The sequence below is a fragment of the Pseudoscardovia radai genome, from assembly GCF_002259605.1.
GTDB classification, from domain to species: domain Bacteria; phylum Actinomycetota; class Actinomycetes; order Actinomycetales; family Bifidobacteriaceae; genus Pseudoscardovia; species Pseudoscardovia radai.
In genome coordinates this window covers 78,790-91,420 of sequence record NZ_MWWR01000004.1, presented here as the reverse complement: position 1 = coordinate 91,420, position 12,631 = coordinate 78,790, and the positions used below count along the sequence as shown (strand labels likewise).

The 12,631-nt window shown below is 65.0% G+C and carries 8 protein-coding genes; 1 reads left to right on the top strand and 7 read right to left on the bottom strand.

Annotation, left to right across the window (positions count from 1 at the left end):
* The 5 genes from PSRA_RS02500 to PSRA_RS02480 all read right to left on the bottom strand — a co-directional run bounded on the left by PSRA_RS02500 (position 1) and on the right by PSRA_RS02480 (position 6,377).
* Positions 1-519 carry a hypothetical protein gene (locus PSRA_RS02500; protein WP_143516304.1) on the bottom strand — a complete coding sequence of 173 codons (519 nt, stop codon included), beginning with the start codon at positions 517-519 and terminating at the stop codon, positions 1-3.
* 176 nt (positions 520-695) lie between these two features.
* Positions 696-1,097: an acylphosphatase gene (locus PSRA_RS02495; RefSeq protein ID WP_094660313.1), complete on the bottom strand. Its 402-nt coding sequence runs from the start codon at positions 1,095-1,097 to the stop codon at positions 696-698.
* Positions 1,098-1,909: 812 nt separating this feature from the next.
* Complete coding sequence (gene gndA, locus PSRA_RS02490) at positions 1,910-3,391, bottom strand: NADP-dependent phosphogluconate dehydrogenase (protein ID WP_094660311.1); 1,482 nt, start codon at positions 3,389-3,391, stop codon at positions 1,910-1,912.
* A 164-nt stretch (positions 3,392-3,555) separates the two neighbouring features.
* Positions 3,556-4,818, bottom strand: a complete 1,263-nt coding sequence (locus tag PSRA_RS02485; protein WP_094660309.1) for a glutamate-cysteine ligase family protein — start codon at positions 4,816-4,818, stop codon at positions 3,556-3,558.
* 704 nt (positions 4,819-5,522) lie between these two features.
* Positions 5,523-6,377 carry a class II glutamine amidotransferase gene (locus tag PSRA_RS02480; protein ID WP_094660308.1) on the bottom strand — a complete coding sequence of 285 codons (855 nt, stop codon included), beginning with the start codon at positions 6,375-6,377 and terminating at the stop codon, positions 5,523-5,525.
* A 118-nt stretch (positions 6,378-6,495) separates the two neighbouring features.
* On the opposite strand from PSRA_RS02480, the gene PSRA_RS02475 reads away from it, so the two are divergent.
* The gene (locus tag PSRA_RS02475) at positions 6,496-8,589 is read left to right on the top strand and encodes a dolichyl-phosphate-mannose--protein mannosyltransferase (protein ID WP_245834844.1); all 2,094 of its coding nucleotides are present in this window, start codon (positions 6,496-6,498) and stop codon (positions 8,587-8,589) included.
* A gap of 19 nt (positions 8,590-8,608) precedes the next feature.
* On the opposite strand, the gene PSRA_RS02470 is transcribed toward PSRA_RS02475, so the two are convergent.
* The gene (locus PSRA_RS02470; protein WP_094660307.1) at positions 8,609-9,568 is read right to left on the bottom strand and encodes a TatD family hydrolase; all 960 of its coding nucleotides are present in this window, start codon (positions 9,566-9,568) and stop codon (positions 8,609-8,611) included.
* Between the two features lie 1,113 nt (positions 9,569-10,681).
* The gene (gene metG, locus PSRA_RS02465) at positions 10,682-12,559 is read right to left on the bottom strand and encodes a methionine--tRNA ligase (RefSeq protein ID WP_094660306.1); all 1,878 of its coding nucleotides are present in this window, start codon (positions 12,557-12,559) and stop codon (positions 10,682-10,684) included.
* Positions 12,560-12,631: the final 72 nt, after the last annotated feature.

Genomic DNA, 12,631 nt, shown 5'->3' with positions numbered 1-12,631 from the left:
TCACCTCCCGTCTTCAGACCCATCGGCGGCGCCATTGTCGAAGGCAATCGTGTCGGCGGCACCATTGAAAGAGGTCACAGATTCCTCGACGTGAATCCGGCATCCGTTGGCGTGCATCGTCTCAAGCAGACTCGCCGAATAGGCCGACAACCGCGCCTCCGCCGCGAGATTGCGCGATGTCACCGCCTGGATGCGACGGTTCTGCGCAACCATGCTCCACACCGCAGGACTGATATGGCTGCTAAGGCTCTCAGGCCTGGAATCAAGCGGATTCTCGCCATCGTCGAAAGCGCTGGACCCCGCGGCCGCCGGGCATGCCTCCAGTTGTTCCTGCAGGGTCTGCGCGATGCCATATGCCACGCTTGCGTCGGTGAACACGGCATTGTTGTCATCATCCAGTCCGCCGAGTCGCGCATACGCCGCGCCCCACGCCACGGCGTAGATGATGGCGATGACTACGATTGCGATAACGATGCGGCGCACCCTATGGCGTGGGGAGGCGGGTGGCGGAAAATCCACTGCATCTTGAAAACTTTTTGTTAGCACTTGAATTCACGATCTCCAGAGATTTCAGAAAATGCTACTTCCACTACGGATAGTCTCCGAAAACAATCCCTACAATATGAATCCCTACAATATGGAAGCATATCAAGCAAGCATCTTGAATCTAAATTTCGGGGGAAGCGTTCATACATTCAGCGGGTCACAATGAAGGTGGATTCGGCTTCGAGGCGGCCGAGCGGCGGGATGGATTCGACGGTGACATCGTCGACACGAGACCACTCCGGCCCTTGCCACAGCCACTCGATCATGCTCGCAACGCGCAGCGGCTCGCCCTGCACCTCAAGCTCCACCGAGCCATCCATACAATTGCGCACCCATCCGACCACGCCGATGCGGCGGGCGCGGCGCAGCGTTTCGTAGCGGAACCCCACTCCCTGCACAAGCCCCGTGACCACGATATGTTTGCGCACAACTCCGTCGCCGTAGGTCTGCGGATCGGTCTGCTCGGCGGACGGCTCGGTGCAATCGGTCTGCTCGGCAGGCGCGGTCTCGCGAGATGCGGCGCCACGATAGCCCCGACGAATTCGATCCATGGCACTGACCTCCTCCGCAGCTATCATACCGACGTGGCGCGCTGGCGCGACGGCAACGGTGGCCCTCACTGGTCACCCCAGTGCCAGTGAGGGCCACTGTTAACCAAGCCATCGTTGCAAACACTAGCCTTTCCCGGCAACGGTGGCTCTCACTGGTCAACGCCGTGCCAGCGAGAGGCACCGTTGGCGAGATGCTCGTTGGAATTGCTGGCCTTCCCCGCCAACAGTCCCCCTCACTGGTCAGTACCGTGCCAGTGAAGGCCACCGTTGGCGAGATGCTCATTGAGAATGCTGGCCTTTTGCGCCAACAGTCCCTCTCACTGGTCAGTACCGTGCCAGTGAAGGCCACTGTTAACCAAGCCATCGTTGCAAACACTAGCCTTCCCCGGCAACGGTGGCCCTCACTGGTCGGCACCGTGCCAGCGAAGGCCACTGTTAGCGAGATGTGCGTTGGGATTGCTGGCCTTTTGCGCCAACAGCCCCTCTCACTGGTCAGCACCGTGCCAGCGAGAGACACCGTTGGAAAGGAATCGGCCTATTCCCAACGATTCCCCCGCCAACAGTCCCTCTCGCTGGTCGCCCCAGTGCCAGTGAGAGCCACTGTTAACCAAATCCGCGAGTGCGCGGGCTCCTCCCCGGAACAGTGGTACGACTTCCGGACAGAAATCCACGATTCCGGCCCCGAAATCGTCGAAAAATGCCCGAAACCCATCCCACTGTTATGGAATCGATAACAGTGGGATGGGTTTCGGACACTCACTCACGCGCGCACGCACACACGCGCCACGCGCACTCACGCGCCCCGCGCACAACTACGCGGTCTGGATCTCGCTGCGGTCACCGCTCCACAGGGTGTGGAACGCGCCCGGCTCGTCCACGCGCCCATAGGTGTGCGCGCCAAAGTAGTCGCGCTGGCCCTGGATAAGCGCGGCAGGCAGGCGCTTCGAGCGCAGGCCGTCGTAGTACGACAGCGAGCTCGAGAACGCCGGCACCGGGATGCCCGCGAGCGCGGCCTTCGCCACGACCTCGCGCCACGCGTCCTGCGCGGATTCCACGGCGGCCTTGAAGTAGTCATCGAACAGCAGGGAGCTGAAGGCTTCCTGCTTGCCGGCCGCCACGTTATCGTAGGCCTCGGAGATGCGGTTGAGGAACTTCGCACGGATGATGCAGCCGCCGCGCCAGATGCGCGCCACGGCGCCCAGGTCGATGTTCCAGCCGTATTCCTTGGCGCCGGCCTGGATCTCGTCAAAGCCCTGCGCATACGCCACGATCTTCGACGCATACAGCGCCTGGCGCACGGCCTCCACGAACGCGGCCTTGTCGGCGTCCGCAATGCCGAGGTCGCCGGTCGGGCCGGCGAGCGGGGTGCGGGCGTTCTCGGCGCGCTGGTCGCTCATGCCGGACAGTCCGCGCGCGAACACGGCTTCGGCGATGCCGGTGACGGGCACGGCCAGGCCGAGCGCGGTCTGCACGGTCCACGTGCCGGTGCCCTTCATGCCGGCCTTGTCCACCACGATGTCCACGAACGGCTTGCCTGTCTTGGCGTCCGTCTGGTGGAGCACCTCGGAGGTGATCTCGACGAGGTAGGAGTTGAGGTCGCCCTTGTTCCACTCGTCGAACACGTCGCCAATCTGCTGCGGGGTCATGCCCAGGCCGCGGCGCAGCAGGTCGTAGCTTTCGCCGATGAGCTGCATGTCGGCGTATTCGATGCCGTTATGCACCATCTTGACGAAGTGGCCGGCGCCGTCGGTGCCGATATGGGTCACGCACGGTTCGCCCTCGGCCACGGCCGCGATGGACTTGAGAATCGGGCCGAGCGTCTTCCACGATTCCTCGGTGCCGCCGGGCATCATGGACGGGCCGTTGAGCGCGCCCTCCTCACCGCCGGAGATGCCGCAGCCGACGAAATGCAGGCCGCGGGCGCGGATGGCCTTCTCGCGGCGGATGGTGTCCTGGTAGAAGCTGTTGCCGCCGTCCACGATGATGTCGCCCGGCTCCATGGCGTCGGCGAGGGCCTCGATCATGGTGTCCGTCGGAGCGCCGGCCTTGACCATGATGATGGCCGTGCGCGGCTTGGACAGGCTGGCGACGAACTCCTCGATGGTTTTGGCGGGGATGAACTCGCCTTCGGAGCCGTGCTCCTTGATCAGCGTCTCGGTGCGCGCGTAGGTGCGGTTGAACACGGCCACGGTGTTGCCGTGGTGCGCGAGGTTGCGGGCGAGGTTCGACCCCATCACCGCGAGTCCGACGACGCCGATGTTGGCCTTCTTGTCGGTGCTTTCGTTCTGTGCCATGCTGCCTCCGATGTAGTGGGCGGAAAGTTTGCGATCACGCATAATTCTATCGGGGGAAGCGGTCAAAAAGTCGGGTTAGGCCATGAGAGGAGCGGGGCGCCTCGCATGGCGGCATGCGCGGCGGGCGAGGCGCGGCGAGAGCATGGCATACGATGTCCCCGCCGCTACTTCTGGAACACGTCGGGATGCTCGGGATCGCCGGGAACATCATCGCGCGTATCCTCGGCGTGCAGCGCGCGGCGCCACTCGTCGAGCGACCGCCCGTACGGACGCGCCTCGGTGCCGTGCGCCAGCAGATCGGCCTTGGCGGCGACCACATCCACCGAGCGGACGCCTGCGAAGAAGTCTTCGAGCGATGCGAGAGTGGGGGCATCGTAGAAAATGCCGCGCACGATTTGCTCGAGGCGCTGCGCACGTTCGAAGGGCAGCGAATCCCAGTGGCGCAGCTCGAGGAAGTTCTTGAGGCGCACGTCGGGGAAATGCGTCGACAGAATATGCGTGATCTCGGCCTTGTTGAGCTCGCGGTCCGGGTACACGTCGGCCGCGTTGTCATGCCACGCGGGGCGGACGGGCTCGTCGCCGCGGTACTCGGGCGTATGCGTCAGGTCCACCGACATCAGCGGCGTGGCGAGGACGTCGTAGGCGTATTCGGTCCAGCCGTAGTTGTCGTCGTACAGGCCGGCGGGCAGGCCGGTGCGCTGCGGGTCGAGGCCGTCCCACATGTACTGGCGCAGCAGCGGCCACGGGTTCTCCTCGCCCTCGAAATACGGCGTGTTGCGGAAGAACAGCGCGAGAATCGGGCCCACGGCGGCGGCTACGCGCATCTTGGCGATGGCGTCGGCCTCGCCTGTGTAGTCGATGCTCACCTGCGTGGAGGCGGAGCAGCGCATCATGTTCCAGCCCAGGCGCCAGGTGCGGCCAAAGAAGCGGGTCATCGCGTCATAGCGGGGCTTGGGGATGATGCGGATGTCGGTGGCGTGCGCGCGCGGCTGATAGCCGTAGTTCACGAGGCGGATGCGGTGGCGCGCGAGGATCGGGTCGATATCATGGCGGAACTGCGCGTATTCGCGGGCGAAATCGTCGTCGCTATGCGCCACGCCGAGCGAGCACTCGATCTGGCCGCCCGGCTCGAGCGACACCGCGATGCCGGGGCGCGAGAAGCCGAGAATCTTGCCGTCCTCTTCGTACAGCGAGTCGGGATCGTACAGCGGGGCGAGTTCCGTCATCACCTCGCGCACGCCGTCCGGCTCCGCGTAGGTGACGGGGTCATAGCCGCCGACGCGCACGGGAAGATGCTCGATCTCCACTCCGAAGCCGAAACCACCTGGCTCCTTCGCCCCCGACTCGAAGAAATGGACGAGGCTGTCGACATGCTTCGGGTTGACGGAGCGATCCTGGTGGAAGTAATCAAACTCATGAATCGTCATGGCACCAAGCCTATCGGTTCGCCCTCCCCCGCGCATGGCGATGCTCTACAAAATTGTTATGGCGTTATTGTCATGGCGTTCCCGATGCGTTTTTGTGCGGGAGCATCCGGGAGCATCGTTGGGGGTCGGTCCCCACAACCGTGGTACGGCTTCCGAACACGGACGCCGGCCCGCATCGGCCCGCCCCGAAGATTCAACAGTGCCCCTCACTGGCACTCCGGTGACCTGTGAGACCGACCCTTGGAAGCAAAACCCAGCATTCCCAACACAACCCCGGCCAACAGTGCCTCTCACTGGCACTCCGCCAACCAGCGAGACCGACCGTCGGCGGGGGAATCATTGAAAATACGCGCACCGTTCCCCAACAGTGCCTCTCACTGGCACTCCGCCAACCAGCGAGACCGACCCTTGGAAGCAAAACCCAGCATTCCCAACACAACCCCGGCCAACAGTGCCCCTCACTGGCACGCCGCCAACCAGCGAGACCGACCGTTGGCGGGGAAATCATTGAAAATACGCGCACCGTTCCCCAACAGTGCCCCTCACTGGCACTCCGCCAACCAGTAAGAGGCACTCTTATGAAAAACGAGGGGGTCGGAAGCAAAAGTCGGGGAACGATCTCGCGGAAGAGGAGCCAAGCGAAGAACCCGCAGCGCCGGCGCCGCACACCCCGCCGGCACCGCGCGCCCCCGGCGCCCCGCACATCACAGGGGGATGACGTCGTATTTCCCGGTGCGGTTCGAGGCGACGAGCATGTGGTTGTTCGGCAGCTCGCGCCAGCCGTCGCGCTCGTCCTGCGGGAATCCGCTCGACGCCACCACCACGCCGCCCTCGCGGATATCGCGGTACCGCAGCACGCGGTAGCCCTCGGCGCGGCTTTCGAGCCCGAAGCGCCTATAGATCTCCACGATGCGCGGGCTCGTTTCGCGGCGCCCCGCGGCGTTCGCCACCACCAGCGTGTTCTCGGTCTGCACCATGCAGTTGTACGAGCTGCGCGGATAGCGCCGGCGCAGGTCCGCGATGGCGGCGGCGACGGCCTCGGGCAGCGTCTTGCCCTCGCTCAGATGGTGCAGCACGACGGCGAAGTAGATGGCGGAATCGGATTTGCCGCCGGTCGAGAGCACGTCCTCGCGGCTGACGGGAAGGTCCGGGTCGTGCACGATGTTACGGCCGTCGGCGTCGGAGATGTCCCCGTTGTGGATGAACGCGATGCCGTCGGTGCTGAACGGCTGCTGGTTCTCGATGATGAGCGGCAGGTTCGACGATGCGAGGCGCAGGTGGAACAACGCACCGCGGGCGCCCTGCTTGCCCAGCAGGTTCGCGGCCGGGTCGAGGTAGGCCGGTTCGGTGGATTTGTAGATCGAGGAGAAGCTGCCCGACGTGGGGGCGCCGCCGTCATCCACGCCGGCGCGGCGCGAGGAATCCGCCACGAGCGCAGCGCCCCAGCCATCGTTGTGGATGAGCGAGAGGCGCGCGAACTCGCGGGCGATGCCCTCACCGAGCACGTCCTCCAGACTCAGGTTGACTCCAGCCGTCGCATATCCCAACAATCTACACATGATGCCCCAGTCTATTCCACAAAATCGCTGCCGCGGGGCGCCCGGCCATCGATTCCGCCTATAAGCCGCACACAGCCGCCGCAGGGCCACGCAGCTACGGCTGCGTATCATGGAACGCATGAGAGAGAGCACACGCAACGGCGGCGACGAGGCCGCGGGGAAAACTCCGGAAAACAATACGATGGCGCCGGCGTCGCATGGCAATACGCAAGGCAATACGATGGCGCCATCGTCAAGGGAATCGTCGAAACCCGCAGCGCCCGCGCCCGACGGCACCAAGCTCGGCACCGCGCCCACCGCCGACTCCGACTCCGGCACCTCCACCACCCCCGCGCCCACCGCATGGGCGCGCCTGCGCGAGGCGCTCACCAAGCCGCGCGGCGCCGAGGCCCGCGCCATCGAGCGCCAGGCCAACCCGCCGAGCGCCATCGAGCTCGCGAATAACCCGAATCCGAACGCCGCCGCGCTCCCCAGCGACCCCAGCGACTCCGGCACCCCCGGCAACCCCGGCGCCTCCCCCGGCCGCTTCACCCGGTGGTGGCGCCGCCATCGCCCCTCCGACCGCGCACTCGGCTGGATCGCGCCGCTGATCGTCTCCCTTCTCGGCGGGTTCGTGCGCTTCTTCCGCCTCGGCTCCCCGCGCTTCCTGGTTTTCGACGAAACCTATTACGTCAAGGCAGCGTGGACCATGCTGCAGACCGGCGAGGCGCGCGAATGGCCGAAATTCGGCATCGAAGTCACCGGCATCCCCGCGCATGACACCCAGATGGACCGCATGTTCGCCATGGGCCAAGCCGACCTGTACACCAGCCAGCCGCTGGACATCTTCACCCATCCGCCGCTCGGCAAATGGCTGATCGCCGCCGGCATGAAGCTCTTCGGCGGGGCCACGCCCTTCGCATGGCGCTTCACGGCCGCGCTCGCCGGCACCCTCGCGATCCTGCTCATGGCGCGCGTCGCCCTACGCCTGTTCCACAACGTCTCGATCGCCACCACGGCCGCCATGCTCATGGCTTTCGACGGCCAGGCCATCGTGCTGAGCCGCACCGCCATCCTCGACATCTTCCTCATGGTCCTTGTGCTCGGCGCGTTCCTGTGCCTGCTCAACCACCGCGACTGGGCCTTGCGCCGCCTGCGCGCCGCCCACGAACGCGACGTGGCGCGTCCCGGGACGGTGGTGCGCAGCGAACCCCTCGCCGACCGCGAGCGCCGCGGCGAGGGCGGCGACACGTATGCGCCGGCGGGGCGCCCGTCCGTGCGGCTCGTGGTGGATTCCACCGGGCCGGTGACGGCGTTCTCGTGGTGGCGTCTGACGGCGTTCGTGCTGCTTGGCCTGGCGACGGGCGTCAAATGGAGCGGCGGGTATTTCTTCGCGGTGTTCGCGGTGCTGTCGGTGTTCTGGGACGGGTACAACCGGCGCACCGTGGGGTATCGCGGCTGGTTCGGGTCCACGATTGCGAAGGACGGCCTGCTCACGGCGCTGTATGCGATTCCCGCGTATGCGCTGGCGTATCTGGCCTGCTGGACGAGCTGGTTCATGACGCCAGACGCGCGCATGCGCCACTGGGCCGAGGAGAACCCGGGGCAGGGCGTCACGTGGCTGCCCGACGCGCTGCGCTCGCTTGTGCATCTGCACGAGACGGATATGCAGACGGCTCGAGGCATCTCTGGCTACAACCCCACGGGCTCGAAGATGTATATGTGGCCGCTGCAACTGGCATCTACGACATTCCGAGTCACATATGTGAAGCCTTCCGCGGACGGAAGCCTGCCCGCCGCATGCAACACCGGCGGCGGCCAGTGCATTGCCACCATCATGGACGTGGGCAATCTCGCCGTGTGGTGGGTTGGCGCCGCGTGCCTCGTCATGGCCATCGTGTGGGCCGTGCGCCGGCGCGGCGACTGGCGCGCGATCGCCGCGTGGTCCGGCATGATCGCCGGATGGCTGCCCTGGGCCGCGTACCTGGACCGCACCACGTATTCGTTCTATTCCGTTACGTTCCTGCCGTGGGTCATCCTCGGCGCCTGCTATGGGCTCGATTGGGTGCGCCGGCGCGGCACGGCGCGCTCCTTCCGCCGCCGCACGGTGGCGCTGGACGTGGCGGTGGTGGCCATCGCGCTGTTCATGTATCCCGTGTGGACGGACGTGCCGCTTCCGATGGGCCGGTGGATGCTGCGCATGCCGATCAACACCTGGCTGCGCGGCGTGTAGGGCGCAGGGCGGCTGCACGTCAGATGCCGTAGCACTCGCGCGTGTTGCGGCGCGTCATGCGTGCGATCTGCTCGATGCTGCAGCCGCGCGCGTCGGCCATGGCGCGCAGCGTGAACGGCACCATCGCCGGTGAATTCGTGCGGCCGCGGAACGGCATGGGCGTCAGATACGGCGCGTCCGTCTCCACCATGATGCGCGTGGGGTCGGCGGCGGCCAGCGCGGCGCGGATGCCGTCGTTGCCCTTGTAACTCACCGTGCCGGAGAAACTCATGTACCAGCCGTTCTCGGTGCAGATGGCGCCCATCTCGGCGTCGCCGGAGAACGAGTGGAACACCGTGCGCTCGGGGGCGCCGTCGCGCAGGAGGGTTTCGATGCAGTCGCGGTGGGCGTCGCGGTCGTGGATCTGCAGGGGAAGGTTGAGCTCCTTGGCGAGCGCGATATGGGCGCGGAACGCCTCGATCTGGTGGATGCGGGCGTCCTCGCCGCAGCGGAAGTAGTCGAGACCGGTTTCGCCGATCACCACGACCACGCCGGGGTTCTCGCGCGCCAGGCGCTCCACCTTCGCGAGCGCCTCGTCGAAGGGGATGCTGTGCCACGGCTTGTAGTGGATCTCGAGTCCGTCGGGACCCATCTGCGCTCGATGCCCGTGCGCCACCGCCTCGTTCGGGTGGATGGCCAGACCGGCGTGGACCTGCCCCGGATACGCCTTCGCCATGTTGACAGCCGCCTCGAGATGCGGGTATTCGCAGGCGTCGTCGATGATTCCCTCGACGCCCACCGAAGCGGCGCGGCGCAGATGCTCCTCCACCGAGTAGACGGGGATGCCGAACTGCCCGCGGTCGGCGCCCTCGGCGCTCATATACATGGAGTAGTTCACCACGGACGCCACATGCGTGTGGTTGTCGATGACGCGGATGCCGTCGGGAAGCGGCTCGGGAAGGGCCGGCCAGCTGCGGTCACGATGCTTGTGATGTGCCATGGTGACCAGTGTAGGCGGGAGAATCGTGGATTTCTCACGATACTCCCCGCGTTGCCCGCGCCGTGCGGTTCCTTGCGCGCCCGCGCTTCGCACGGCCAGGCAACGGTCGGTCTCACTGGTTCGTGACGTGCCAGTGAGAGGCACTGTTCACGATTCCATCGTTGAAAACACTAGGCCTTCTCCCCAACAGTCGCTCTCACTGGTCAACACCGTGCCAGCGAAGGCCACTGTTGGCTGGCTCGTCGTTGGAAATACTGGTCTTTTCCCGCAACGGTCGGCCTCACTGGTTCGTGGCATGCCAGTGAGAGGCACCGTTCACGATTCCAGCGTTGAAAACACTAGGCCTTCTCCCCAACAGTCGCTCTCACTGGTCAACACCGTGCCAGTGAGAGGCCACTGTTTGCTGGCTCGTCGTTGGAAATGCTGGTCTTTTCCCGCAACGGTCGGCCTCACTGGTTCGTGGCATGCCAGTGAGAGGCACCGTTCACGATTCCACCGTCGAAAACACTAGGCCTTCTCCCCAACAGTCGCTCTCACTGGTCAACACCGTGCCAGCGAAGGCCACTGTTGGCTGGCTCGTCGTTGGAAATGCTGGTCTTTTCCCGCAACGGTCGGCCTCACTGGTTCGTGACGTGCCAGTGAGAGGCACCGTTAACCAACCCGACGTTGAAAACACTAGCCTCCGCCTCCAACGGTCGCTCTCACTGGTCAACACCGTGCCAGTGAGAGCCACTGTTGGTCCAGACGGGCGACCCCACGGGCGAACCACGGGCGAATCGGTTTCGAAAATAAGAAAGCCCGGCTGGAGAGGCCGGGCTTGAGAGAGAGAAGAGAGAAGAAGGGGTTAAATTATCGGTTTCAAACCGTTCAGCTTTGCTGACATGATCTATTAGACCAGCCGCGGCTATAAGAATCCATCCAGAAACCTTGGAGATTCCTCGGAATCCTGTGCCGTTTTCGTAACGCGCCTTCACAATGCGCTGTGGCAACACGATTTCGCCGCGGCAATCCCGGAAACGCAATCCGCACGCGCCGCCAAGCAAAAGGTGGGCGTCGCAACGCCAGTCGCAATACCAACTGCGTCACAACGCCCGCCTTGCCACAGCACAGCTCTCACTGCGCGCCCTGCTCCTTCGCGAGCTTGGCCTTCTCGGCGGCGAGGCGCGCGGCCTCCTTGGCGCGGCGGGCGTCGAGGTCGGCCTGGAAGCGGTCGAGCTCTTCCTGCACGGCCTCCTGCGGAATCTTCTGGAAGATCGGCGTCGGCTTGGCAATCGGCGTGCCGGGCTTGAGCTCCTCGCGCGCCCACGGATGCACGTTCACGCCGAGCTTGTACTCGCCGGTGATAATCGGATACGTGAATCCGGGCTTGTCGAGGTCCTCGACCTGCTCGATATGCGGCAGCGGCGAGAACGTGCCGGTTCCGCCCATCGTCTCCCACACCTTCTGCGCGGAATGCGGCAGGAACGGCGCGAGCAGCACGTTGGCGTCCATCACGGCCTGCGCGGCGGTGAAGAGGACGGCGGCGAGGCGGTCGGGATCGTCCTTGATCTTCCACGGCTCCTCGGCGGAGATGTACTTGTTGATCTCCTGCACGATGCGCATGGCCTCGGTGAGCGCGGCCTTCTGATGGTGCTCGCCGATGAGGCCGCCCACGGTGTCGAAGGCGTGCAACGTCTCGTCGAGCAGCGCGCGGTCGGCGTCGGTGAAGGACTCGGGCTTGGTGGCGGGGATCTCGCCGAAGTTCTTGTGCAGCAGCACGGCCACGCGGTTGACCAGGTTGCCCCAGCTCGCCACGAGCTCCTCGTTGTTGTGGCGCACGAACTCGGCCCAGGTGAAGTCGGCGTCGGAGTTCTCCGGGCCGGCGATCGAGATGTAGTAGCGCACGGCATCCACGGGGTAGCGCGCGAGGATGTCCTTGACGTAGATCACGATGCCGCGGGAGGAGCTGAACTTCTTGCCCTCCATGGTCATGAACTCGCTGGCCACCACCTGCGTCGGCAGGTTGAGATGGCCGTAGTCGCCCGGCTCGCCGCCCTTGTTGCCCTCGCCGTTGTAGGCGAGCAGCTCGGAGGGCCAGATCTGGGAGTGGAAGGTAATGTTGTCCTTGCCCATGAAGTAGTAGCCCAGAGCGTTCGGGTCATTCCACCAGGCGCGCCATGCGTCGGGGTCGCCCTTGCGGCGGGCCCATTCGATGGAGGCGCTGAAGTAGCCGATGACGGCATCGAACCACACGTACAGCTTCTTGTTCGGGTTGTCGATCCAGCCGTCCACCGGAACGGGGATGCCCCAGTCGATGTCGCGCGTAATGGCGCGGGGTTTGACTTCCTTGAACAGACCCTTGGAGAAGTTGATGACGTTCGTGCGCCAGCCCTCGCGCGTGTTGAGCCAGGCGAGGTTCGCCTCGGCAAGCGCGGGGAGGTCAAGGAAGTAATGCTCGGTTTCCTTGAAGATCGGGGTTTCGCCGTTGATCTTCGACACCGGGTTGATCAGGTCGATCGGGTCAAGCTCGTTGCCGCAGTTGTCGCACTGGTCGCCGCGTGCGCCGTCCGCGCCGCAGATCGGGCAGGTACCCTCGATGTAGCGGTCCGGCAGGGTGCGCCCGGTGCTCGGGGAGATGGCGACCTGCTGGGTGCCCTTGTAGATATAACCGTTCTTGAGGCACTGCGTGAACAGCTCCTGCACCACGTGCTCGTGGTTGGCCGTGGTGGTGCGGGTGAAGAGGTCATAGCTCAGGCCGAGGTCGCACAGGTCCTTGGTGATGACCGCATTGTAGCGGTCCGCGAGCTGCTGGGCGTTGACGCCTTCGGCTTCCGCCTGCACAAGGATCGGCGTGCCGTGTTCGTCGGTGCCGGAGACCATAAGCACGTTGTCGCCCTTCATGCGGGCGTACCGGGCGTAGACATCGGAAGGCACGCCGAAGCCCGCGACGTGTCCGATATGTCGGGGGCCGTTTGCATACGGCCAAGCAACGGAAACAAGAACGTTAGTCATAGTGCGATTATCCGTACGAGCGCCGACAAGGAGCGCCGGTCGGCGGGCGCTGGCGCGCTCTTCAGGAACACC